Source organism: Paenibacillus sp. FSL H8-0261 (genome assembly GCF_045040645.1).
GTDB lineage: Bacteria > Bacillota > Bacilli > Paenibacillales > Paenibacillaceae > Paenibacillus_AQ.
Window position 1 is genome coordinate 2,196,465 of the sequence record NZ_CP150297.1, and the last position, 25,977, is coordinate 2,222,441.

General features: G+C 42.1%; 18 protein-coding genes. 13 read left to right on the forward strand and 5 right to left on the reverse strand.

Going from position 1 to position 25,977, the window contains the following annotated elements; all coding sequences use genetic code 11:
- Window positions 1–13 precede the first annotated feature (13 nt).
- From MHI27_RS09395 to MHI27_RS09405, 3 genes are read left to right on the forward strand one after another with little or no spacing between them, the layout of a single operon-like run.
- Entirely contained in the window at window positions 14–1,375 is a 1,362-nt protein-coding gene (locus MHI27_RS09395) for a glycoside hydrolase family 28 protein (protein WP_076283265.1), read from the forward strand.
- 11 nt (window positions 1,376–1,386) lie between these two features.
- A complete protein-coding gene (locus tag MHI27_RS09400; RefSeq protein ID WP_405176104.1) occupies window positions 1,387–2,277 on the forward strand; it encodes a dienelactone hydrolase family protein in 891 nt (296 codons plus the stop codon).
- Between the two features lie 27 nt (window positions 2,278–2,304).
- The gene (locus MHI27_RS09405; RefSeq protein WP_405176105.1) at window positions 2,305–3,261 is read left to right on the forward strand and encodes a pectinesterase family protein; all 957 of its coding nucleotides are present in this window, start codon (window positions 2,305–2,307) and stop codon (window positions 3,259–3,261) included.
- A 315-nt stretch (window positions 3,262–3,576) separates the two neighbouring features.
- Here the strand turns inward: MHI27_RS09405 and MHI27_RS09410 are convergent, their stop codons facing one another.
- The gene (locus tag MHI27_RS09410) at window positions 3,577–3,834 is read right to left on the reverse strand and encodes a hypothetical protein (protein ID WP_405176106.1); all 258 of its coding nucleotides are present in this window, start codon (window positions 3,832–3,834) and stop codon (window positions 3,577–3,579) included.
- A gap of 386 nt (window positions 3,835–4,220) precedes the next feature.
- Here MHI27_RS09410 and MHI27_RS09415 point away from each other — a divergent pair, with 386 nt between their 5' ends.
- The gene (locus MHI27_RS09415) at window positions 4,221–6,731 is read left to right on the forward strand and encodes a DUF4855 domain-containing protein (RefSeq protein ID WP_405176107.1); all 2,511 of its coding nucleotides are present in this window, start codon (window positions 4,221–4,223) and stop codon (window positions 6,729–6,731) included.
- A 422-nt stretch (window positions 6,732–7,153) separates the two neighbouring features.
- Here the strand turns inward: MHI27_RS09415 and MHI27_RS09420 are convergent, their stop codons facing one another.
- Window positions 7,154–7,705: a TetR/AcrR family transcriptional regulator gene (locus MHI27_RS09420; protein ID WP_405176108.1), complete on the reverse strand. Its 552-nt coding sequence runs from the start codon at window positions 7,703–7,705 to the stop codon at window positions 7,154–7,156.
- 148 nt (window positions 7,706–7,853) lie between these two features.
- Between MHI27_RS09420 and MHI27_RS09425 the strand changes: the two genes are divergently transcribed.
- Together MHI27_RS09425 and MHI27_RS09430 are read left to right on the forward strand one after the other, a co-directional pair.
- Window positions 7,854–8,777, forward strand: coding sequence for a ketopantoate reductase family protein (locus tag MHI27_RS09425; protein ID WP_405176109.1), 924 nt, complete (start codon window positions 7,854–7,856; stop codon window positions 8,775–8,777).
- A 200-nt stretch (window positions 8,778–8,977) separates the two neighbouring features.
- The gene (locus MHI27_RS09430; RefSeq protein ID WP_405176110.1) at window positions 8,978–10,483 is read left to right on the forward strand and encodes an alpha/beta hydrolase family protein; all 1,506 of its coding nucleotides are present in this window, start codon (window positions 8,978–8,980) and stop codon (window positions 10,481–10,483) included.
- Window positions 10,484–10,821: 338 nt separating this feature from the next.
- On the opposite strand, the gene MHI27_RS09435 is transcribed toward MHI27_RS09430, so the two are convergent.
- Both MHI27_RS09435 and MHI27_RS09440 read right to left on the reverse strand, forming a co-directional pair.
- The gene (locus MHI27_RS09435; protein WP_405176111.1) at window positions 10,822–11,574 is read right to left on the reverse strand and encodes an SDR family NAD(P)-dependent oxidoreductase; all 753 of its coding nucleotides are present in this window, start codon (window positions 11,572–11,574) and stop codon (window positions 10,822–10,824) included.
- 400 nt (window positions 11,575–11,974) lie between these two features.
- Window positions 11,975–12,868, reverse strand: a complete 894-nt coding sequence (locus tag MHI27_RS09440; RefSeq protein ID WP_405176112.1) for an AraC family transcriptional regulator N-terminal domain-containing protein — start codon at window positions 12,866–12,868, stop codon at window positions 11,975–11,977.
- A 197-nt stretch (window positions 12,869–13,065) separates the two neighbouring features.
- Here MHI27_RS09440 and MHI27_RS09445 point away from each other — a divergent pair, with 197 nt between their 5' ends.
- The 5 genes from MHI27_RS09445 (at window position 13,066) to MHI27_RS09465 (ending at window position 20,677) form a co-directional block, all read left to right on the forward strand.
- Window positions 13,066–13,917, forward strand: a complete 852-nt coding sequence (locus MHI27_RS09445; RefSeq protein WP_405176113.1) for an aldo/keto reductase — start codon at window positions 13,066–13,068, stop codon at window positions 13,915–13,917.
- Window positions 13,918–14,009: 92 nt separating this feature from the next.
- Entirely contained in the window at window positions 14,010–15,989 is a 1,980-nt protein-coding gene (locus MHI27_RS09450) for an ATP-dependent DNA helicase (protein ID WP_339802232.1), read from the forward strand.
- Window positions 15,990–16,568: 579 nt separating this feature from the next.
- A complete protein-coding gene (locus MHI27_RS09455; protein ID WP_405176114.1) occupies window positions 16,569–17,612 on the forward strand; it encodes a YeiH family protein in 1,044 nt (347 codons plus the stop codon).
- 113 nt (window positions 17,613–17,725) lie between these two features.
- Entirely contained in the window at window positions 17,726–18,538 is an 813-nt protein-coding gene (locus MHI27_RS09460) for a MerR family transcriptional regulator (protein ID WP_405176115.1), read from the forward strand.
- A gap of 201 nt (window positions 18,539–18,739) precedes the next feature.
- Window positions 18,740–20,677, forward strand: coding sequence for an FAD-binding protein (locus tag MHI27_RS09465; RefSeq protein WP_405176116.1), 1,938 nt, complete (start codon window positions 18,740–18,742; stop codon window positions 20,675–20,677).
- A 75-nt stretch (window positions 20,678–20,752) separates the two neighbouring features.
- Here the strand turns inward: MHI27_RS09465 and MHI27_RS09470 are convergent, their stop codons facing one another.
- The gene (locus MHI27_RS09470) at window positions 20,753–21,169 is read right to left on the reverse strand and encodes a MarR family winged helix-turn-helix transcriptional regulator (RefSeq protein WP_076283253.1); all 417 of its coding nucleotides are present in this window, start codon (window positions 21,167–21,169) and stop codon (window positions 20,753–20,755) included.
- 137 nt (window positions 21,170–21,306) lie between these two features.
- On the opposite strand from MHI27_RS09470, the gene MHI27_RS09475 reads away from it, so the two are divergent.
- On the forward strand, window positions 21,307–21,765 hold the full coding sequence (locus tag MHI27_RS09475; protein WP_405176117.1) for a DUF2798 domain-containing protein: 459 nt from the start codon (window positions 21,307–21,309) through the stop codon (window positions 21,763–21,765).
- A 92-nt stretch (window positions 21,766–21,857) separates the two neighbouring features.
- Complete coding sequence (locus MHI27_RS09480) at window positions 21,858–25,949, forward strand: choice-of-anchor I family protein (RefSeq protein WP_405176118.1); 4,092 nt, start codon at window positions 21,858–21,860, stop codon at window positions 25,947–25,949.
- Window positions 25,950–25,977: the final 28 nt, after the last annotated feature.

A 25,977-nucleotide genomic window follows, 5' to 3' on the forward strand; every position in this document is an offset into this window, starting at 1 on the left:
GGAGTGCTATAAAATGTCCGTATATAATATTGAGGATTTTGGCGCGCTTAAGAATAGCGGGATGTTAGCGACAGGGGCGATTGCGCATGCGATTGAAGCGGCAAGTGAGGCTGGTGGAGGAACCGTTTATGTGCCAGCAGGTACTTTCTATACGGGTGCGATTGTTATGAAAAGCAATATTGAATTAAATTTAAATCCAGGAGCGATTCTTTCATTCAGTACGAATCCGGTGAATTATCCTGCGGTGGAATGCAGATGGGAAGGAGTGAAGCAGCAGGTTCATACGCCTTGTATTCATGGCAAAGGTTTAGTCAATGTATCGATTACCGGAAGCGGAACTATTAATGGTAATGGCAAAGCATGGTGGGATATATTTCGGAACCGTCGGGAAGAGCTCGAATATCCCCGTCCAACTTTGATTGGATTTGATAGCTGTCAGCGGGTAACGATTAAGGATGTCTCGCTAGTGAATTCTCCAAGCTGGACCGTTAATCCTGTGGGCTGCTACAATGTGACGATCGATAATCTGTCTATTTTGAACCCGGCTGATTCTCCGAACACAGATGGTATTAATCCAGAATCTTGTACGAATGTTCGGATTAGTAACTGTAATATTGATGTAGGTGATGACTGTATTGCTATCAAAGCGGGAACTGAAGATACGAAAGAGCGCATTCCATGCGAGAATATCACGATCACCAATTGTACCATGGTTCATGGGCATGGGGGTGTTGTACTCGGAAGTGAAATGAGCGGAGATATTCGTAATGTAACCATTAGTAACTGTGTCTTTAAACAAACCGATCGTGGCATACGCATGAAATCAAGACGTGGACGCGGAGGGACGATTGAAGATATTCGGATCAGTAATATTGTAATGGAAGAAGTCATTTGTCCGTTCACACTAAATCTATACTATTTCTGTGGACCACGCGGGAAAGAGAAGTATGTGTGGGACAAAAATCCTTATCCGATTACAGATGAAACGCCATGCTTTAGACGAATTCATTTCGCCAATATTACCGCACGTAATGTTCATGCATCTGCGGGATTCTTATATGGACTTGCGGAGCAGTATGTTTCGGAGATTACTTTTACAAATATTGATATCTCCATGGCACGCAATGCAGTTCCCGGGCATCCGGATATGATGACAGGGATCGAGAACATGAACAATCGCGGATTTTTTCTGGGCAATGCAAGGGATGTGCAATTTCATCAGGTGACCATCGAGAATCATGAAGGGCCTGCTTTTTATATTGAAAATGGCGAAGCGATTGAGATCATGAATTGTCATTCGAAGAACACGAGCAAGCCTGAAAAACTAGTAGAACAAGTTACAGTTTCGCCCACAGAACAGAATGTGTGTCCGTAAGGGAGGGAACCATGGAGCGTGATAAACTGAAGGAACTGTTGGGCGATCTTCCGTCGGATAAGCCGTTTGCCGTAACTGTGATGAACCAAGAGGAGCGGGACGGATATAGTCTGGTATCTCTTTTACTGGATCTTAATGGAATTGAACAGGTGCCGGCTTATGTGGCAATCCCTTTGGATAAGGAAGGGCCGTTTCCACTAGTTATCTTTAATCATTCTCATGGAGGGAATTACACGAATGGACGTAACGAGTTTGTTCAGAGTAGTTCCTATTTGCAACAGCCCTCTTTTGCTAAAGTCTTAACAGAGATGGGTTACGCTGCTTGCTGTATCGACATGTGGGGATTTAATGAGCGTGGTGGCAGAACTGAGAGTGAGTTAGTGAAGGAAATGCTGTGGCAGGGGCAGGTCATGTGGGGCATGATGCTATATGACAATATTCGTATGCTAGATTACATGTGCCAACGTGAGGATATTGATACGTCACGAATCGCAACAATCGGTATGTCCATGGGTGGTTTGATGGCATGGTGGCTGGCTGCATTAGACGAACGAGTCGGGGTGATTGTCGATATTTGTGGTCAAGTAGATGCACATACCCTAATTGCGGTAAGAGGACTAGATCACCATGGTTACTATTCTTATGTGCCCGGGTTATTGAAGTATTTCACAACGCTCGATATTCAAAAGCGGATCGTTCCCCGCCCGCGAATGAGCCTAGTAGGCAGAAATGATCGGCTATGTCCCACTGAAGGAGTAGCACTCTTGGATAGAGGGCTGTCCGAAGCTTATCAAACGGCAGGGAAATCAGAACATTGGCAACCTGTCATTTCTAGTGGTGGGCATATGGAGACCTTGGAAATGCGGACTTTATGGCAGCAATTTTTGGCGAAGCATCTCTAAAATCCATAGAAAGGAACTTAGCCACCGATGCTAGTAGTAGGCAAAGAATCCTGTTGCGATTATCACACGATTCAAGAGGCGATAAATTCGCTAGAGCGTGAGCCAATTAGCCAAGCGGATACGCTCTATATTTTGTCAGGTGTCTACCATGAGACAGTTAGAATTTACCGTTCTAATCTTACGATCATTGGACTTGGAACCGTGGAAATAACCATGAATCGTTATGCCAAAGAGCGTGATGAAGCGGGTGAAGAAATCAATACGTTTGCTACACCAACGTTATTTCTGGGAGGTACCGACCTGGTCTTAGAGAACCTGGTGATTACCAACAGTGCTGGGCAGGGAGAACATATTGGTCAGGCGGTAGCCGTTTATGCACATTGCGACCAAACCGTGTTCAGACATTGTACCTTCAAAGGGTATCAAGACACGTTATTTACAGGACCTTTGCCGCCTGCTCCACGAGAGCGAGGGGCATTCGGAGGCATTCCACTGAGAGATCATCATATCCATTATCGCCAGTTGTATCAGCATTGTTATATAGAAGGAACGGTTGATTTTATTTTTGGCGGTGCAACGGCTTATTTCAATCAATGTGAGATCCGAAGCTTGCGTCATAGCAAGAATCAAGCAGGGTATATAACAGCAGCTTCGACACCCGAGCGACAGTCACATGGTTTTATTTTCAAGAATTGCTTCTTAACAGCCGACCCTGATATTACTTCAGTGTTTCTAGGACGTCCTTGGCGTGAGTACGCTAAGACTGTATTTGTGGGTTGTCAGATGGGTTCGCATATTCATCCTTTGGGCTGGGACAACTGGAATAACTCAGCGAATGAGCAAACTGTAAGATATCAGGAATATGATGTGAAGGATGCTGCGCTCCTAAGTAAGAAGCGTGTTCCTTGGGCAGATTGCTTTGAGGATGGGGGAGAAGCGCTGGATAAAAAGTTTGTTTTTGCTGGGTCGGATTTTTGGAAGTAGGTACTGTAATTGACTTGTCTAAAAAAAGAGGCAGCCCTGGACGAGTGAAACAAAGTCCTAGGCTGCCGTTTTTTAATGAATGAGCGCTTTATCATTTATTCTTTTGTTTTCTTTCAATATATCTCCAAAAGTAATAGATCAACCAAAATACCATAGGAACTATTAAAACATAAGGCCTTTGGATTGCTGGAAGAATGTAAAATAAAAATAGCCCAATTATTATCGTTGGTAGCAATAGAATAAAATACTTTTTCCAATGCATTTCTTCTCCGCCCTTTTACTTAATACTAAAAAAATATCTTGTTGCTTTAAGTGTTAATGCCCTCGTATATCAAGATCACTTAATGGATAGTCACTACTGCCCCAAGTATAAACAATATAATAGCTGATTAGTTGTTCCTCTGCTTTCAATGCTTTGAATTTCAAATCACGATGTTCAATAAAGGTAATGTTATTACTCACTTGCTTTTCAACTACGTAGCTCCACTCATTCTCGCGATACTTTGAATATAAATTATTTAATTCTTCTAAAGTTAGCTCCGATTTGATTAAAATAGCGCAAAAAAATGGCATTAGATTTTTCTTTGTGGAATATGCAATATAATTGTTAATAAATGGAGTGGTTCATTAAGCTAATGGGTAGGAGGTTTAAGATCAATCTCGGAGAACCGTACCACAAATAAGGGCAAGTTTTTTTTGGAATTCCTTGCGGCGTATGGGTTTGAATATATGTGCGTAGGTCACATTTCGAAGAAACAAGAGAAAGGTGCATCGGTTCATTTTTTGATTTGTAAAAAGGTGTATATGAAAGTAAACAGATATCTATTTTCAAGCATAAAATTGCCTCATAGAATTAGTCGTAAAGGGGCCGTTTGGAGCTTGGATAAAATGGACACTCGGATCAAGACCATGTACCAGACTTGTTAAAATCATTTAAACCTAAGAAATGGGGATGAAAGATGAAGCGAAGTCAGAGGTATCCAAGACGAAGTTCCTTGCTGTTATCATTTGTGTTAATCTTATCGATTGTTTTTTCTGTTCAACCATCAGTAGTGAAGGGAGAAGGGGATAGGTCGCCGAAGATTTCGCAGGGGCAGGAGGATCAACAGCCTTTACTTGAAGTTCCTAATCAGCAGGGACAACAAGAAAAGTCCGATCCTGATCTCGAGCAACAACCCCAGTCTAACTTAGAACAGCCGCTTGCCGCTGCTGCTGCAACAGGATATTTCCCACCAAATACCGCGGCATCTGGGAATGTGAAGAACATGGCCTTGCTTTATACTGGATATTACGGTGGACGAACGACATACGAGGGAAGAGAAATCGGCACGTATGACAAGAATACGCTTTTGCCCTATGTTGCGCACTACAACAGTAATAATGTGATGGATGACACCTTTTTCGATTCATTTCTATTTCTAGGAATCAACACATCTGACTATAGAGATTTTGGTGATACAGCGGACCCTGCCAAGTGGACCTATAAGGCGGATTGGGAATGGTATATAAACCGCATTTTCACCTCTAATCAACAGCTCGATGCCCTCAACCAAGCAACCCAGCAAGTTGCAACCACACTAAACCTAACAAATTACAAATCCAAAGTATATATTATGCTGCCTTATCCTAATAGCGAAATCACCAATTTCGGAGATGTCGATAACGACGGAATCAGCGAAAATCTGAATTCGATGCCTAGCAATATGACGAAGGTAACCAAATGGTATATCGACACCGTATTAAGCAGATGGAATCAAGCCCAATACAGCAACCTTGAATTAAAAGGCTTCTACTGGTTCCATGAAGATATTGATCCCGGCAATCCGGGTGAAGTAAATGCAATTAATAACTCTGGTAACTATCTTCATACGCTTGGTCTGAAACTTGCCTGGATTCCATACTTTGGTGCCGGACAAAGCAACAACCGGAATAATTATGCAATCGATTTTAGCATCCAGCAGCCCAATCACTATTTCGTTCCGGAGACTGATTATTCGAGAATGACGAATGTATCGACCCAAGCTCAAACATATAATAAGGGCATCGAAATGGAGTTTGACGAAAGAGCGATGTTCGACCCCGATTTTAAAAACAGATTCGATAATTACTTAAAGGCCGGCGTAGAATACGGATACATGACGGGAGCGGTCAAGGGTTGGTATCAAGATATTTTTGGGATATACAACTTGTATAAAAACAAGAATAACAACGGTGTAAACGGAGTTTATGACGGGAGACAGATGTATGAAGATATCTACAAATTTGTTAAAGGAACGTATACCATTCCAGTTAATCTTGCAAGCGGTAAATCGGCAGTAGCCTCATCCAACCAAAGTTCTTCTCTATCCGCTGCTAAAGCTGTTGACAATTTGCCGGGTACACGGTGGTCAAGCCAACAGTATTCAAGTACAGAGTGGATTTACGTCGATCTCGGGCAAGCTAATAACATCAAACGCATTAAACTTAACTGGGAGTATGCTTACGGCAAGAGCTACAAAATTCAAGTATCGAATGATGCGGTCAATTGGACCGATGTGTATTCGACAACGACAGGCAACGGAGGTGTAGACGATATAGGCTTTGTGCCTACAACGGCAAGATACGTGAGAATGCACGCAACAGAGAGGGGCACGAGCTATGGTTACTCTATTTATGAGTTTCAAGTATATGGAGACAGCGTCGGATCCGCTACTACAACAAATTTGGCGTTAAATAATACAGCTACGTCATCTTCCAATCAAGAGGCAGCTCTTTCTCCGAATAATGCGGTTGACGGTAACGTGACGACAAGATGGGCCAGTCAGTTTGCAGACCCGCAATGGATTACGATCGACCTTGGGCAAGCTTATAACATAAATCGAGTTATATTGAATTGGGAGCTTGCCTATGGCAAAGGCTACAAGATTCAAGTATCGAATGACACTGTCAACTGGATGGATGTGTATACGACAACGAATGGAGACGGGGGGATTGACGATATATTCTTTACTGCCGTAAATGCAAGGTATGTAAGAATGTACGGAACCCAAAGAGCTTACTCCTTCTATGGCTATTCTTTATATGAATTCCAGGTTTATGGCAAACCGAATCTAGCGTTAAACAAATCGGCAACATCCTCTTCCAACGAGACATCCACATTAACGGCCGATAAAGCGGTGGATGGTAATGTAACGACAAGATGGGCCAGCCTGTATTCAAATCCGCAATGGATCTATGTAGACCTCGGACAGGAAACCCGCGTCAACAATGTCAAACTCAACTGGGAGTATGCTCATGCTAAGGGCTATAAGATTCAGGTGTCGAACGATGCAACCAACTGGACGGATATATACATGACAACGAATGGAGACGGTGGTATAGACGATATCTACTTTGAACCGGTAAATGCAAGGTATATAAGGATGCATGCGACAGATCGAGGCACAGGCGACTGGTATTCTCTTTATGAGTTCGAAGTTTATGGCAGCTGATCCATTAGCATACGTAAAGCCTAATATGGGGTTCTCATCCCAAATAACAAAACAAGCCCATGCACGAAACACTGTGCCGGGCTTGTTTAGCTTGGACCCCATCACATGTCAGGCGGAATATATCCAATATCTCGGCTATTAGTTGACCGGATTTGCTGGTGGGCACGTGTCGGCGGGACTGCGTATTTGGAAAAATACGACACTCCCGCAAAGGATGGCTCAAAAACTTGCCGTTACAGACAGCGCGGTGAACCGTATCACAAATAGAGGCAATTTCTCTGAAGAAAAACTTGCAGAAGTCTGTATTTACAGAATGCGGACCATTAAGAGTAGGTCAGTCTTTATGGAGTATATTGTGTAAACAAGCCTATGCGCGCTTTTTTATTGTTTTACAACATATGGATTTATTTTGAATGCCAGACTCATTCTTTAAAATAGGGTGTAATCCCTCTTGAATATAGGTTCTCTACTAACTTGAAAAATTCTTCTGACGATAAATCCTTTTGACGCTGGAGCCAAAGACGAAATAAAGAAAGGGCAGTTGTCAGGTAAAACTCAATGAAGTATGGCGTTAAGGATTGGTTTTGCGGAACGTTTAATTCTAATTGATCCAAAGTGATTTCTTTTTTTAAGCGTTTTAAAAAACGGGCACTTCCATAATCACCCAAAAGGGCATTAAGAACCAGGAGATGTTCATTTTTATCCAGACAATAGAGCGTGTCTTGAACCGTATCCAACGATAGCTCTTTATTTGCCAATTCTTTTTTCATTTCATTCAATAGGTCATTTTCAACAGAGTCTAACAATTCGTAAATGTCAGTAAAGTATTGATAAAAGGTGCTGCGGTTATATCCTGACTTATTCGAAATTTCCTGAATCGAAATTTTCTCAATCGGCTTTTGGCTATATAACTCACAAAAAACTTCTACAAACTTTTGTTTTGTTTTCTCCGTTATTTGGGGTTGCTTTTTCATGTTTCCCTCCTACTAGTGAATAAGAATATCATCCGACAAATCATAAAAAACTGATGGTTGATCAAGGAATAATGAAGATTTATAATCACATCATACAACATGTTGTCGGATAATCAAAAGGGAATATTAATAAGTAGGGGTGGTTTATATGTCAGCAAAACAAGATAGAATTTTAATTTTTGGTGCAGGTGTCATCGGGAGCATGTACGCAATTAAGCTTATTGAAGCTGGGTTTGACGTTAGCTTGTTTGCACATTCGAATAGATATAAATCATTAAGAGAAAATGGCCTGCAGTATATAGAAAAAGGTACAGTTAGATCGATACAAGTGAATGTCATTGATACGCTCGAAAATGACGATGTATACGATTTTATTTTCGTTACCGTTCGTTATGATCGGTCCGAAGCAGTGTTGTTAGCGCTCAAAGATAATCAAAGCAAAAATATAGTTACGATGACTAGTAATTCAATTGGATTTTCTTCGTGGCTGGATATCGTAGGGGATAGACTTTTACCAGCTTTTCCTGGCTTCGGTGGACAGATTAAAGATGAAGTATTGCATGCTCGATTTCTACCAAAGATTATAGCGGCAACTGCATTTGGAGAAATTAATGGTGTAGTGACAGAACGCATAGAAAACCTCGCAAAATTATTTAAATTAGCAAAGCTTCCCTACGTTATTAAAAAGGATATGCAGTCGTATCTAATCACACATTCCGTATCAGACATTGCCTTGTTGAGCTTTTTGCATTCAGAAAATAAGATCATTGACAAAAAAACAGCCAGAACCAGAAAGACGGCACGCAAAATAACAGTCACTTTAAAAGCATATCTAAGGGCAATACAAAAAGCTGGTGTTTTAATTGACCCACCAATGCTTAAAATGGTGCTTAAATTTCCAAACTTATTGTTGGATCTTTTCTTTATGACATGGCTACGAACTAAAATGGTTAGAGATATGATGTTGCCGGATTATGCGAATAATGCTAACAATGAGATTGTGCAGCTTAGTAATGATTTAATGAAATTTTTAAGTCAACATGATATCAAATCAGAAATACATGTTCAGTAATTAAATTTGTCAAAATCCCTTGGGCATGACATGCGGCGGAAGGGGCTTTTCTTTCCCCTACATAACAGCATATTGCACTGCGCCATCGTCACGAAACCTTACAAAAGTGTTAGGTAAATGTCATCTAGATCAATGGCATCAACCTAGCAGCTCCTCTATACTAACCCATTGATAGGATTATTTTTAAGGGGGAGTTGGTCGTGAGGTTTTTTGAAATGCTGTTATTCTTTTCAAATGTTAGTTTTTTGGCACTCCTGTTCATTTTAAATCAACGTATTCGAAGATCTGCTTTGCTCCTGACAAGCGGAGCAGGCTCCATTTTTTTAGTGATACATTTGCTTGTCGAAGGATACAGGGTTCAGCTTGTATTTTTATACGGATTTACGATCCTGATGCTTATGCTTTCGCTTATAGACGTTTTCATAAAGCCGAACGTCGCTCGGACTGCCTCGCGAATTCGTAGGGTGCTGGGCCGCCTTTTTATCGTGATTGGGCTAATCGTAACGGGGTGCTTCCTATATGTGTTTCCTGTATTCGACTTTCCGGCGCCAACCGGCGAGTTGCAGGTAGGCACGAAAATCTTTCATTTCATAGACCAAAACCGGGAGGAAACATTTAGCAAAACCGCGACAGGCAAGAGAGAATTGATGGTTCAGGTATGGTATCCGGCTCAAGATGGCACTGGCAAGTACGCTCCCTTTATTCCAGATACCCAGATTTTACGTTATATGGCTACGAACTATGGCCTTCCCGGGTTTACTTTACAACACCTAAAGTACGTATCCAGTCAGGCTTATTCGGGGGCTGAAGTCTCTTCTGCACAGACTTCATACCCACTGATCCTTGCGAATCCCGGCTTCGGCTCTTCCAGGTTCCTCCACACGGCGCAAGCTGAATATCTCGCGAGTCACGGATATATCGTGGCAGTGATTGACCACACCTACAATACATTTGCAACCAAGTTTCCAGACGGTCGAATCACGACCAGCACAACTAACGATTTATTCTCGCCTGACCATGATTACCAGACGGAAAGAGGTAATCGCGACAAGTTGGGTAAAGTTTTAACCGACGATGTGGCGTTTGTGCTGGACCAATTCGAGCTCATCCAATCGGGGAAGATTCCAAGTCATCTAAAAGGGAAAATTGATCTCGGCAATGTCGGTGTATTCGGTCATTCCATCGGCGGAGCGACGGCCTATGACGCCTCTTACGATCCGCGAATCGCGGTTGGAATAGACTTTGATGGAGGGCTTTATCGTTTGCGTGAAAGAGAGGGTCTGCGTAAGCCGTTTTTGTTCATCCACTCGGAAAGCGAATTTGAAAAATTAAAAATGGTGATGGATAACCGGGTCTACACGGATTCAGAGCTTAACCGTATGGGCTCAACAAGAGAGTGGGAGGATAAAGTAACGGAAGATAAAAAGTTAGAACTTGAACGGATGCGCCAGACAGTCGACGAAGGGGGACAGGTTCTCTATATCGAAAATACGGAGCATTTGAATTTCACCGACGTACAGTTCATTACTCCGATATTCAAAATACTGGGCGTTACCGGAAAGATTGCTCCCGAAAGAGCAAACTCCGTTATTAATGCCTATATGCTTGATTTCTTCGATATGTATCTGAAAAATAAAGGCGGAATCTTAATGAAAGGACCGAATAGCGGCTTTCCGGAGGTGAAGTTCGTAACCTCACTATTATAAATTACGTAACAGGCTACCGATTTTGATAAGCTCCTCTTCAAGTAGACAAGGGTTTAATTAATAACCGTTACTTGAAGGGGAGTTTTTATTTTGTCTAAGAAGAATGAATACAATGCGATTGAAAACTAGCCATCATTAAACAAATAAAATACATTCGTTCAATAAGTTTAATTAAATGCGAAACTGATTGGATGCAAATGTCCACGAAAGTTAAAATGAAAATTCAAAATTACAAATCAGGATTTGACTCCATTGCTTATGACCCGCCAAAAAGAAGCCATAAACAAAAATTGTTCTTGGCTTCTTTTTGAGCTCACTGGCCTTCTAGAATTAATAGATTATATAATATAGGGATTAGCTTCGATTGTTTCCGCTTTGGCAACGGCTTCTTCCAATGTCATGCCAGTAAAATTCTGCGCATGGAGGAATCGTCCGCTCTTCTTGTCATCCACAAAAGCACCTACCGCGATTCCGGGAATAACGTTCTCCACTGCTCCAGGTGCGTTCGGGCCTCCTAGATCGGTTCTGCACCACCCTGGATCCGTAATATTAATCATAACGTTGGTGCCTTCCAGCCTCGATGCTAAATCCTTCGTAAATTTATCAAGGGCTGCTTTGCTTGCTGCATATCCTGCCTGCTCTGGTTCATTCTTAATTCCGCTTGTTGTATTGATGACACGTCCGAAGCCCCGTTCAATCATCTTAGGAATCAATCGGTGGCAAATCGTCGCAATGGAAATGAAATTAATTCGGAAGCTCAAATCGAAGTCTTCCACAGGAGTTTGCCAGTAATCTCTTCTGTAAGCGATTTGCACGGCTGCATTGTTGAAAATAATATCAACAGGGATTTCTTTAGCTTCAATGTCATCTAGCATGGCAACTACTTCTTCGTGATTGGCAAGCTCGGCTTGTACGCAATATGCATCAACACCAAGCGCTTGTACCTCTTCCTTCACTTTCTTGGTATGTTCTAAGTTTCGACTATGTAGAATAAGGTTACACCCTTGCTTGGCCATGAAAATCGCTGTCTCATAACCGACGCCTCTGCTTGCCCCCGTAATAAGTGCCCATCGTCCTTGTACGTTTACCATAATAAGCCCTCCTTGTAATCAGTAGTTAATTTGCTAATGCTATCAGAATAAAGATAGATTATATCCTATTTTACACTGTAAATAATAAATTTGATAGCATATTGTTAGTTATTTTAATGTTGTTATTACATAATAAAACTAACAAAATAATTGAACTACTTAATGGAGGGGCATATGAAACAAATTAGAGTCTTTGGACCGCAGAATTTCAGAGTCGCAACGACGGAAGTTCCGTTATTGGCACCCTACGAGGTATTGATCGACCTGCAAGCTTGCGGCATCTGGCTGTCGTGATGACCGGCTGCCTACTAGTCTTACTAAGTTATCGTTTCTTACAGTTAGCTATGCTCGCCCTTATTTGGGTCAGTTACTATTTAAGATTAGGTTTTATCTAAACGTGTTATGCCTTCAGACGCTTTACATCCTGTTTAGGAGGAAAACCAAACATGCGGGAATACTCACGGCTAAATTGCGAAGGACTTTCATAGCCTACTCGAAATGCCACATCGGTGGCATCTGCTGACTCGGTTAGTAATAACCGGCGGGCTTCCTGAAGTCTCAGATGTTTTTGGAACTGAATAGGGCTCATTGCAGTTACTTCTTTAAAGTACCGATGAAACGAAGAAACACTCATATTCGCTATTTCGGCAAGCTCCTCAATCTTAAAAGAACTAGCATAGTTATTCATGATATGTTCAATAACATCTTTGATTAGATGAGTTGAGCTTCCTTCCATTACAATATGCTCCAATGCAATCCCATTTTGCCCTTGTAGCACCCGATAAAGAATCTCTTTTGTAAATAATGGAGCTAACACTGGAATGTCTTTAGGCTGATCTAACAAACGAGCTAACCGTAGGACCGCATCCATTAAGGAAGACTCCATCTGGCTAACAAACATAGCTCGCTTAGGATTTTCTTTAGCGTAAACTCGAACTTCAGATTCCTGTAAAACCTCTAAAATTTGACTTGGTGTAAATTCAAGCTTGAACCCTAAGTATGGAACATCGGAAGTGGCTTCAGTGACTTGGGCGGTAACTGGCAGGTGAACGGATGCAATGAGGTAATCGGAGGGGGTGTATCTAAAACGCTCCTGTGCCAGCCATACCTCCTTAGCCCCTTGTACCACCAAACATAAGGAAGGTTTGTAAACTCCATGCCTTGGTATGGACGCATTCGAGTCACGCATGAAAAATAAAGAGGGAATAGCAGTTTGGTGAACACCATCTTTTTCTGTGTAATGGTCAATGATTTTTACGAGTTCATTCTGCTGTTTAGTGATTATTTCAGGCATTTGATCCTCTCATTTCGTTATCTCTTTATAGTCTGATTATAGTCTATATTCATCCCTTACATAAGTGTTAGTGAGAGGATTAGGCAAACATTTGGCAAGAATGGGATAACGGTCGCTTTGTCATCAGGTACATAATAAGGATATGCAAACAGAAAGAGGATTTACACTTAATCATTGAAAACTTGGAGGGTAATATTATGCAAAAAGTAGTTTTGAACAATAATGTTGAAATGCCTATACTCGGTTTTGGTGTTTATCAGATTCAAGATGCAAATGAATGTGAGCAAAGCGTTTATGACGCTATTATGGCAGGTTATCGCCTGATTGATACTGCCGCCTCTTATCTAAATGAAGAAGCAGTTGGCAGGGCGATTAAACGGAGTGGCGTGGCAAGAGAGGAATTATTTATCACTACAAAGCTTTGGGTTCAAGATACGGGTTATGAACGCACAAAGAAAGCATTTCAACAATCACTGAACCGATTACAGCTTGATCATTTGGACTTGTATTTAATTCATCAGCCATTTGGCGATGTGTTTGGCTCATGGCGAGCTATGGAGGAATTATATCGTGAGGGCAAGATCCGTGCTATCGGCGTTAGTAATTTTCATGAGGATCGTTTGATTGATTTAATTCTTCATAATGAAGTAGTCCCAGCTGTAAATCAGGTTGAAACGCATCCTTTCAACCAGCAAATCGAAAATGCGGAATTTATGACTAAAAATAATGTTCAAATCGAGTCATGGGCACCTTTTGCTGAAGGGAAAAATAATTTGTTCCAGAATGAGTTACTGGTATCCATAGCTGAAAAGTATAATAAATCCGTGGCTCAGGTGATTTTACGGTGGCTCACACAAAGAGAAATCGTTGTGATTCCGAAGTCAGTTCGTAAAGAAAGAATTATCGAAAACTTCAATATCTTTGATTTTGAATTAAGCCAAGAGGATATGGCATCCATTGCTACGTTAGATACGAATCAGAGTTTGTTCTTTTCACATCGGGATCCTGAAATGGTGAAATGGATTGGTACTCGTAAACTCGATATCTAACATATTTTCGAATGAACTACTTTGTAATTACTCCAATCTTATGAGATAATAGAGTTTTTCCGTTGATTCTATTTTTCATGGCATAACGTGATATGCCTGATCAAATATTGGAGGTAGGCTTGTTGGCGACACAGTATCCTTTTGAATATGATCGGACCAGACCTTTTATGGAGCAAGTAGGGGAATGGGTCGGCGATGTATTCTATGAAATTCTTCCTGAGGCAGGATTTGAAGTTCGTGATGAACAGATTTACATGGCGTTTCAGGTGGAGCGAGCTTTTGCTGAGAAGAAGACGATTTTTGCTGAGGCAGGGGTCGGTACGGGTAAGACTTTAGTGTATTTGTTGTATAGCATTTGTTATGCACGGTATATGGGCAAACCTGCGATTATCGCCTGTGCGGACGAGTCCTTGATTGAGCAGTTGGTGAAGCCAGAGGGTGATATTGCCAAGCTTGCGAAGCATCTGAATATGAATATTGATGCCAGACTAGCGAAATCTCCAGATAAATATATGTGTCTGAAAAAGCTGGATCATGCTCGCAACAATGATGATGGGAGCTTGCCGCTGGAGAGTTTATATGGTACTTTACCTGATTTTGTACATTCTCATGCACCGATGCAGCAGTTCCATGCCTATGGCGACCGTAGGGATTATCCAGATCTGAATGATGAACAATGGAATAAGATCAACTGGGATACGTTTCAGGATTGTTTTACTTGTGATATGCGTCATCGCTGTGGACAAACGTTGTCCCGTGATCATTACCGGAAATCAAGCGACCTGATCATTTGTTCCCACGATTATTACATGGAGCATGTCTGGACTTATGAAGCGCGTAAACGAGAGGGTCAAATTCCTCTGCTTCCAGAGCATTGTGCAGTTGTGTTTGACGAAGGGCATTTGTTAGAATCTGCCGCCATGAAGGCGTTAGGCTATAAAATGAAGCATGTTGTCTTTGAAGAACTAATCTCTCGTCTGTTACAGAATGAGATTCGTGAAACGCTTGCTGTTCTTATCGATGAAGCGATTATGCAAAGTGAGCAAATGTTTAAACACATTCGTCGTCAATGCCGCACCATTCCTGGATCGGATCGAAAAAGCATTGAGCTAAATGCATCGCTAATCCGTGAGGTGCATCGCATGCGTAGTGTAATTGCCGCTATTGAAGAAGAATTAGTATTCGAAAGTGGACTGTACACGATTGATGAATATCAATTGCGGATTGTGGAAGAACGTTTGGAGACCATAGAGATCGCATTGAGGTTGTTTGAGGATTCAGGTGCATTAATCTGCTGGGCGACAGAAGATAGCGATGGCTTAACGCTGTCGGTCATGCCGCGTAATGTTAAGGAAGTACTTCAAGACAGCTTATTCACGCAAAAAATGCCAATCGTATTCTCTTCGGCTACATTATCCGTGGATAAATCATTCCAATACTTGAAGGATAGTCTTGGGATACACGACTTCCTGTCTTTCTCTGTAGACTCACCTTATGATTATGAGCACCAGATGAGTATCTATGTACCTGAGCTTCAGAGCGGTGATTTTGCTGAGAAAATGAAGATCTCCCTGAAGCTTATCCAGCAGACAGAAGGAAGAGCCCTGTTGTTATTCCGTACTCGCGAAGAACTTCTGCAGTTCAAGCAGCTCAGCTCGCAGAGAGCAGAATCCAGCAAGTATTCTTTCCTCTATGAGGGGGATCAAGAGATCAGCTATCTGATCTCAGCTTTTCAGCGGGATGAGCATAGTGTGCTTTGTGCGGTGACGCTGTGGGAAGGATTAGATATACCAGGACCTTCACTATCTAATGTGATCATTTGGTCGCTGCCTTATCCTCCGCTTGACCCTGTATTTATGGCAAAACGTGCGGAGACTTCCAATCCTTTTGAAGATGTGGATTTACCTTACATGCTGCTAAGACTTAAACAAGGAATGGGACGTCTGATCAGAACGGGTACGGACCAAGGAATTGTGACGGTACTTGCGGAAGCTGAAGGACAACATCCCGTTCACGAGTATATAACTTCTGTACTCCCGAAGGGAACTAAGCTCCAGAAGCTTGAAGTGTAAATTTAAAAAATTAATATAGGAACACAATTGCTCTTTTGGAGAGGTGGATGCTTCGGCATTCTCCTTCTCGAAGGAGCTTTTTTGTGTGAATGTGAGGAAATAAAGTAGCTAATTGAGATGACGGGTAGAGGATAAACCTGCAAAAATACATCTTTTATTTATATAAGCAATCGCTAACCGACTTATTCATGCGGATCTGCAGTAATACTTGCGTCAGAATTCATTTTCAAGTGATAAGCGGGGGGATTGCTGTATTTTTGCAGTATTTACCGATGTGAAAGAGGATATCAGAACATTTGATGTACTTTAACAGGAATTCACTAATTCGGTCATGGATTGGATAAGTGTATACCGGACCATTGTCAGTCGCAGATGGGGAGAGCGAATAACATTTAATAATGAAATGGCGCTCATGTACATAAATGAGTTTTTGCAAGGATTCAAGCATAAGGAATACTAATCTTACGGATAGTATATTGGTATTTAACTTTCGAGCCATGGCGTATTATTGTTGATTCATGGGGGAAGGGAAATACATACCTCCGTCATCTAGAGATTCATACAAGGGGTGTACACGACATGGGGGATTCACAGGGATTATACCAATCGAACAATAAGAAACAAGTTGGTTTTGCACTTGGGATTGGGTTAACCTTAATCATTGCATTAGTCGCAAAATATTTAGCAGGCTTTCCATTTCTCTCTATTATGGGCCAATTGGTCATTGCCATCTTAATCGGAATTATTTGGCGGGCAACCGTTGGAGTGCCGGGTACGATCACCTATGGCACTGATTTTTCCAGCAAAAAGCTGCTACGTCTAGGGATTATCCTGCTCGGTATGCGGTTGAATTTAATGGATATTGTTGCTGCAGGTCCACGGGTATTTCTACTGGCTGTGATTGTGATCGTATTTACGATCTCTGTTGTATACGGACTTGCCCGACTATTCAAGGTTGATAAGCGACTCAGTATTTTAACAGCCTGCGGAACAGCGATCTGCGGTGCGGCAGCGGTGGTGGCGATTGCTCCACAAATCAAAGCCAAAGACGACGAAACTGCGATTGGCGCAGCGATAGTTGCAATATTAGGTACAATATTCACGTTGCTATACACTTTTTTGTATCCTTTACTAGGCTTATCGAATCTAGGCTATGGGGTTTTCTCTGGAGCTACCTTACATGAAATTGCTCACGTCATCGCAGCAGCAGATGCAGGTGGGAGCGCAGCAGTAGATATGGCGGTTATCGTTAAATTGACTCGGGTGGCCTTACTCGTTCCTGTCGCTATCTTAATTGGGGTTTGGACCAATCGTGCAGAAAGAAAAGTGCAAGGTGGACAGTCTAAAGCCTCATGGAAAAGCATTCCTATTCCTTGGTTTATTCTAGGCTTCTTACTCGTCAGTGGTGTGAATTCATTAGGGATCGTATCAGCATCAGTGGCAAATGGAATTGTAACGATAGCTTATATGCTAATCGCTATGGCGATGGCTGGACTTGGTTTAAACGTTGACTTGGCGGCATTTAGACGACTGGGGATGAAGTCTTTTGCAGCAGGGCTTATAGGTTCGGTCTTGTTGTCCTTAGTTGGATTTACATTAGTTCACTGGTTTGGTCTGGCGTGATCTTTTGCATACATTAGAATCGTAAGAAATGAACTACTTCATATCTAAAAATGGTCCTTCTGTGTATCATTTCATGTGGCTGGGTATGCATGATATGGATGGAGGGACATCAGTTGAAATATTGCATAGGGGAATTTGCTTCCATTCTCGGTGTGACTGCGGATACGCTGAGGTTATACGAGAAACATGATATTGTTAGACCCACTAAAGATAACAGCAATAATTACAGATATTTTAATGATTTAGATGCAAGAGATTTGCTTATGAGTAGATGGTACAGAAGTATGGGAATTCCATTACCGGAAGTGGCAAACCTCATGAAGGAGTCTTCTTTAGAGCAAGTTATGGGTAGGATGCAAGAAACAGCGTTGAATTTAGAAGAAGAGATCAAGCAGAAGACGATGCTGCTTAATAAGATGAATGAAATTCATAAAGAACTCAGGGGATTAGAGTCCTCTTTATATACGTGTAAACTTAAACAACTGCCAGGTATGTACAGACTAAAGCAAACGGATAAGAATGCATTAATAAAAAATGATATGGTTAAAAACTTGGTCAACACTTGGATGGATTTACTTCCTTATGCATTTTATTCTTTTAGAATTGAAGATACAGATAACTTTGTCAGCGAAAACAATAATTTTGATTACAGCTGGGGCCTTACCTTACTAGAGGAAGAAGCGCAAAAATTCGAAATGGATAGCGAAGAATATGCAGAGTATATTAGCCCAAGTCATTGTATCTCAGCTACCATATTATGTCCGGATGAAAAATATATCACGAAGAACTCTTTGCAGTTCATGATCGACTATATTGAGGCTAATCATTATGCCATAACGGGAGATGTGGTCGGGAAATTATTGCTTACTGAGAAAATTGAAGGCCAGAATAGATCTTATTTGGAAGTGAATATCCCAATCCAATAGCTTCTCTTATTAAACATCTGCTCTTTGAGCGGGTGTTTTTTTCTAGTTGGACAAAGTATACATTGACCTTGGTGCAGCACCAAGGTTTACACTTCGGTATATAGCCTGTCGGATTACGTTGTTGATTAACAATTAACTTTGTGAAAATTATCACGTTATCGGTTTCAGGTTATAAGATATTAGACACTGGGGGAGAACAGAATGCGTAACAGAAATTTCGTCAAGAAAATGCTCATGTTATCTTTTTGTATGGTGCTGATCGTTTCCATGCTGAGCGGATGTACGGGAAATGGGGAGTCGGCTAATTCGTCGTCATCGTCCTTTAAAGCGGGTACGTTCATTGGGGAAGCGGAAGGTAAAGAGGGAATTATTAAGGTAGAAGTAACTATGGATGAGCCCGATAAAATTAAAGATATTAAGATTGTAAGCCAGTCGGAAACAGGGGGCCTAGGCGATAGCGCACTTGAAAAAATGAAAGAACAAATTCTAGAAGGACAAACCTTGGTGGTTGATGCTGTTAGTGGTGCCAGTCTTTCCAGTGAAGCCATGCTTGCCGCTGTAGAGGATGCCGTAACCAAAGGTGGAGGTAATCTAGAAGTCCTTAAAGCTGGAGGTGTCAAAAAAGCCGGTGAAGGGAAAACAGAAAAACTGGAAACCGACGTTGTTGTAGTGGGCGCTGGAGCATCCGGTGTATCTGCGGCGGTTACAGCAGCTGATAAAGGTGCGAAGGTTATTATTATAGAAAAAACTGGTGTCATCGGGGGCGCAAGTAATCTGTCTTGGGCAGGTAAGTTCTACAACTCCTCTGCTGCTACTAGTAATAATCTAAAAGTAAATGTGGAAAAAGAAATTGCGGATTGGATTGTCAACAATCACTGGAGAGTGGATGCAGCAGCGATTAGACAATATGTTACTAAATCCGGTGAAACTTACGATTGGTTAGCCGAAAAAGGATATAAAACTAGCTTCCTGAACTTCTTCGGTGAACAACTACATGTGCTGCCGGCTTATGAAACCCGTGAAGAGACCCTTCGGAAAATGTTGTCCGAATCGGTTGAACAACATGGCGGACAAGTGATCACAGAAACGACTGCCAAGAAGCTGATTACGAATGAAGCTGGAGAAGTTACGGGAGTAGTCGCTGAGAAAGCAGACGGTACAACGCTAGAAATCTCAGCGAAGAGTGTCATAATGGCAACGGGTGGTTATGCTGCAAATAAAGAGATGGTTAAAGAGGCTTTTGGTTTCGAAGGGGTTAACGGTGGATTAGGACAAAACGTAGGGGAAGGTCTCGAAATGGCATGGGAAGCTGGAGCTAAGGTACCGGACAACTTCGGTGGACAAATGCTTCACCAAACATTAGCTAGAGCAACACAAGGTCTAAAAGCACAATATGAGCCTTTTGAAGCAAGTTATCCACTAATGTTGACTTATCTTCCGAATTTCATGAATGTAGGTACTTCTGGCGCAAGATTTAGAGATGAAGCAGCGACTCTAACTTCGGTTGCAGCAGCGAATACAAGTGCATTTAATGGACCCTATCATATGGTTATTGTCTCGAAATCCCAATTGGATGCACTTCAGACCAAAGGAATGAACGGTGTTCATGCACCAAGTCTTCCAGGAATGCCACCGGAATTCTATGCTGAATTTGCGGATCAATTTACACTTGAGAACCCTTGGGCAAATGTCGGGAAAGTATTTGATTCGATGGTGGAGAACGGAGATGGCTTCAAAGGAAATACGATTGAAGAATTAGCTACGAATGCAGGAATGGATGTTGTCGTGTTTGTAGAAAATTACAATAGTTATAAAGAAGCGACAAAAACTGGTGTTGACTCTGAATTTGGTAAAGCTGCTGAGTATTTAGAACCTATGGGTGAAGAAGGTCCATATTATGCAATCATTGCTGAAATCAATAACTTGGGTTCTGTTGGGGGCTTGCTAGTAAATACAAAGTTCCAAGTTCTGAATGATAAACGGACGCCAGTGAAAGGATTGTTTGCTGTGGGTCTTGAATCTGAAGGCGTGTTGTTTAACGATACTTATGTTGGAAACGGCGTTGGTATTGGGTACTCCTTTACCTCAGGTCGTCTTGGCGGGGAGAGCGCGGCAAACAGTGCTTTGACAGCTAATTAACGACAATTTCCCGGAAAATAATTGAAGATTTTTAAAGACGCAGGGTGGAGAGCCCTGCGTCTTTTTTGCTTGAGCTTAGAGCCATTCCTCTTTTAACAAAGATTTGAGATGCTCTACGTTAGCTGCCCCAAGCTTGTTAGCGATTCTTTGCTCTAATTCGATTTTGGTGATCATCATTCTTTGATTGCATTCGATACCCTTCTGGGTAAGGATGATGTTTTTGTCACGTTGATTTCCTTTGACCTCCACGGCTTCTACATAGTTGCGGGATAACAGTCCTTGAATACTTTTATGCGTACCCTGTCTTGAAATATGAATAATTCTACTGATTTCCGAGATCGTGAGCATTTGATGTGTTTCAAGAACTGCTAGGATATGGGATTCAGTCTTATTAATTTGGTCCGGGTCTTGGTCAGTCACTATTTTACGTAGGGCTAGATGTTTCTCACTAAGTAAATCAATAAGATTCATTTCTTGCAGATGGTTATCCATGTGAACACTCCTAAATCATCGCTCATTAATCCAAGTATAAGTCATTTGTATTCATTGTCAACTTGGTTGACTTAGTTGGAATGGCTGTGATATTGTAATCCAGGTTGACAATACTGAAAGATAAAAGGAGCTTGAAGATGGGAAGAAACAAAAAAGAAGCATTATTATTTACATTCATCATGTGTGCTTTGATGGTGCTGGGTATGAGCATTTACAATGTAGCGCTGATGAAGGGCTGGTCAGGTACGTTAGTTAAAGATGTGATCATCGGCTACGTACCTGCGTTTGTAGTTGCATTTATTCTGGATGTCTTTATTGTAGGGAAAGTTGCGAAAGGGATCGCACATAAGCTGGTAAAAGAGAATGATCCGATGATCAAAAAAATCATGTTCATCTCCTTTTTTATGGTGACCGGAATGGTGCTGTTTATGTCCTTCTATGGCGCACTTCTTCATGTAGGGTTCACCTCAGAACTACCGATGGCTTATCTGTCTGCGATAGGTAAGAATTTCATTGTTGCACTTCCACTGCAAATTCTATTAGTCGGGCCTCTTACACGATTTATATTTGTGAAAATTACTCCTGCTACTGCATAGAGAATGTTTACATCACCATTACGCAAATCTGCAGGTTAGGTAATACTATTACTCTATATTGATAGAAACTATCAATAGGAGTGAAAATCTACTTGAAACCCACAGGTAAAGCTATTGTTTCTCTTATGCTAACAGCTGAGATGTTGTTAGGTTCCGCTTGGATGGCAGGTCCAGCAGTGGCTGCATCCGTTCAATCAGGTACGCCCTATACGGCAGACGGTCAATACAATGTGAAGATTCCTCATATTATTGTTAATCAAGTTTATGGTGGGGGCAACACTGCCGATGCATCAGGTGGATTTTTCTCGAAAGGTTACATTGAATTATATAACCCAACCGATTCCGATGTGAGTTTAGTAGGTTGGTCTGTACAATATTCGGATCCTAAGCTCGCTGGACAATGGAGCAAGTTGGATTTGAACGGAACCATTAAAGCTCATTCTTCTTATCTCATCACCGATGATGCCAACAACAAGGATCACAAAAACGATATCAGTGCCAAAGGCGATCAGTCCTGGCCGGGGATGTATTTTAATAACAATGGTATGAAGGTTGTTCTGCTAAGAAGTACAGACTTGTTACAGGTAACAAATCCATTTCAAACAATGCCAAGTAACTACGTGGATATGATTGGTGCAGCGTCCAACAATAAAAATGCAACGATCGATGGGTATGAAGTGGATTACCCAACTGGCGATACCGGAGGTATCTCTAAGAAAAAGTCAGTTCGTCGAGTGGATTTCGTGGATTCAGATAATAACAAAGCAGATTTTAAACAAATTTCTTTTGATACTCTGGATGCTTCTACCCTGGCATTATTTAAACCGCATAGCAGTGCGGACGGACCTTGGGGGGTTAAAGCGCCTGATTTAGGCATCGCAACTCAGAATCTTTCAGAAGCAAAACTCGGATCGCCTTATTCGGTAACATTGTCCGTTTATGGGGGAGTACAACCTTATTCTTTTGAAGCTACGGGTTTACCGGACGGACTATCACTGGATGCAGCATCTGGGAATATTAGTGGAACTCCGACGAAAGTAGGGGCGGCCACCGTAAGTATCGCAGTGTATGACAGTTCGGCACCCCGGAAGAAGACAGAAGCTATAGTACCACTGAATGTGGCGGAAGCCGCAGCGCCTTTGACTCCAGATCTACTTAGTGTAACTAAGATCGGCGGATACGCTGTAGGCGTGACCAATAAAGATGGCGGCGTGGCGGAGATCGTGAAGTTTAACCGTGATAACGGCAAGTTCTACCTCGTTAATGGTTCATCTCACCCTGCAACAGTCGATATTGTGAATCTCAAGGACCCTTCCAATCCGCAAAAAGAATATAGTATTAACGTAGAACAGCTATCCGAAGTGGATGGATTTACATACGGAGACCTGACGAGTGTAGATATCAACACCGCTACTAAACGGATCGCTGTAGCCATTCAAGAAGAAGATGCTATGAAGAACGGTAAGGTTCTTGTACTCGATTATGATGGTAAATTGTTGGCTTCTTATGAAGCTGGAGTACAACCGGACATGGTGAAGTATACCGATGATGGCCGTTACATTTTGACAGCGGACGAAGCTGAACCACGCACGACTGTCGGTGATCCTGAAGGTAGTGTAACGATCATTGATACGCTCAAGGACACTTCGATTCAGGTGAAGTTCGATAACCCTGATGTAATTGACGATCTTGTCCATATTCGTGGAGTAGCTGATCCGGTAACTAAACAGATTACGGGCAAAGGTGAAAAAAAGGATGCGATACGTGATCTGGAGCCGGAGTTTGTGGTGCTTTCAGATGACCAGACCATTGCTTATGTAGCGCTTCAAGAGAATAATGCTATTGCTGCCATCGATATTGCCTCCAAGCAGGTTCTATGGGTTAAAGGATTAGGTTTCAAGGATTTAAGCCTTCCTAACAATGCTCTGGACCTGGTAAAAGATAATAAAGTGAATTTAGAAAATGTTCCATTCTTCGGTACGTATATGCCTGATGGTATAGATCAGTACACGGTCGGAGGTAAAACTTATCTGTTTACGGCCAACGAAGGTGACGCAACGGAATGGGATAGTAAAGTGAACGTGAGCTCAGTCAAAAAAATGAAGGGCTCATTAGATCCGGAATCAGATGCGGCTAAGTTTCTGAATAAAAATAAAGATAAATATGATAGTGTAGAAGTTATGTCTGACATGGGCAATGATGGAATTTACTTGTACGGTGGCCGTTCATTTTCCATTTGGGAAGCAGATTCTATGGAACAGGTCTACGATAGTGGCAGCGACTTTGAAAAGATTACCGGAGAACGCCTGCCAGAATATTTCAATGCAAGCAACAGTAACACGACCATGGATAACCGTAGTACCAAAAAAGGACCGGAGCCTGAGTATGTCAAGGTAGGCAAGGTTGGACAAAAAGCGCTGGCCTTTATTGGTCTTGAGCGAATCGGTGGTCTGATGACTTATGATGTGACGAATCCAGAGGAACCGAATTTTGTGAACTATATTAATACACGTCAATTCACACCTGCGAACACCATTGAAACGGACACTGGTCCAGAAGGTATCGAATTTATTTCGGCAACATCAAGCCCGACTGGATTGCCATTAGTACTCGTAGCGAATGAAGTTGGTGGTACTGTGGCCATTTATCAATTGAATGTATCGAAGGTAACACTGAATCGGACTTCTTTGTCATTGAAGGTTGGCGAAGCTTCAGCAACGCTTGAGGCTAGCGTAGTTCCTGCTGAGGGTGGATCGAATGTGGTAACTTGGAGTTCTTCGAATCCAAGTGTTGCTTCCGTTGATAACAACGGAAAGGTCACTCCCTTGGCAAAGGGGACAGCGGTTATCTCCGCCTATAGCGCAGATGGTTATGGCGTAGCTGAATCTACAGTGACCGTATCTTCAGCAGATCCGGTTATTTCAAATCCGGGACCTGGTACAACGGTAACGACTAAAGATCCAGTTAAACAGGCGACAACACCAGCTGTAACCACAGAAGGTAATAAGATTATCGTAGAGGTTAAGGCTTCAGCGGATGCAGAAGGTAAGTTAGTTGCCTCCGTTACTTTGGATATGGTTACAGAGGGACTTAAGTCTCTGGCGAATAATGCTAATGGTCAGTTGATATTCCGCTCTAAGGTTGATGCAGCTTCAGGTGAAGTTCTACTTAACTTCCCATCGAGTGCTTTTGCGGCACTGACAGGTAGTACTGCAAAGTCAGTTGTATTTGAAGCAGGAGCTGGTACGATAACGTTGGATCATAATGCACTCTCGGCTGTGCACACAGCAGCAAAGGGTGAGGACATTAAGCTGTCCATCGGCAGTACGGACACGGATGGGAAAGGCAAAGCTCAAGCTGTGGTTGGCAGTCGTCCAGTAATAAACCTGGCGATTTCAGCTGGCAGTCAGCGTCTATCTAATCTAGGTGCTGGTTTTGCGACAATAACAGTGCCGTATACACTAGGAGCAAATGAAGATGCTAATGCAGTCGTAGCTTATGATTTGACGAATGCGGGGCAAGCGGTTGTACTAGCAGGCAGTAGCTATAACGCAGCAAAGGGACAACTGAATTTCCAAACTTCACAATTCTCCACGTATGCAGTAGGGTACAACAAAGTGAGCTTCTCTGATATTGGCAGCAGCTTTGCTAAAGATTCTATTACGTATTTGGCAGCTCGTGATGTAATTACCGGCATTGGTGAAGGTAAGTTCGGAGCTAAGAGTCAACTAACCAGAGCAGATGTTACCTTACTCCTAGCTCGATTGGCTGGTGCTAATCTGGGCGCAGAAGGAGCAGGAAACTTCACAGATGTTAAGGCTGACGATTATTATGCGGCAGCGGTAGCGTGGGCTAATCGCAAGGGAATTGTTACCGGCGTGAGTGATGGACAGTTCGATCCTCGGGCAAATGTAACTCGTGAGCAGCTCTCTGTCATGATCGTGCGATTAGCGAAAGCTATGAACTGGACATTGCCTGTAAGTGGCGACAGTTCAGCTTTTGCAGATCAGAAGTCGATAAGCTCTTATGCTCTTGAAGCAGCCGCAGCTGCTCAGCAGGCAGGAATTATTTCAGGCAAGCCTGTTGCAGAAAGTACGGGGCTTAACTTTGCTCCAAAAGATACAGCGTCTCGTGAAGAAATAGCTCAAATGTTAGCGAAGCTGTTAAAGCTGAGTCAATCATAAGCGATCATCATATTTTTGATGACAATAG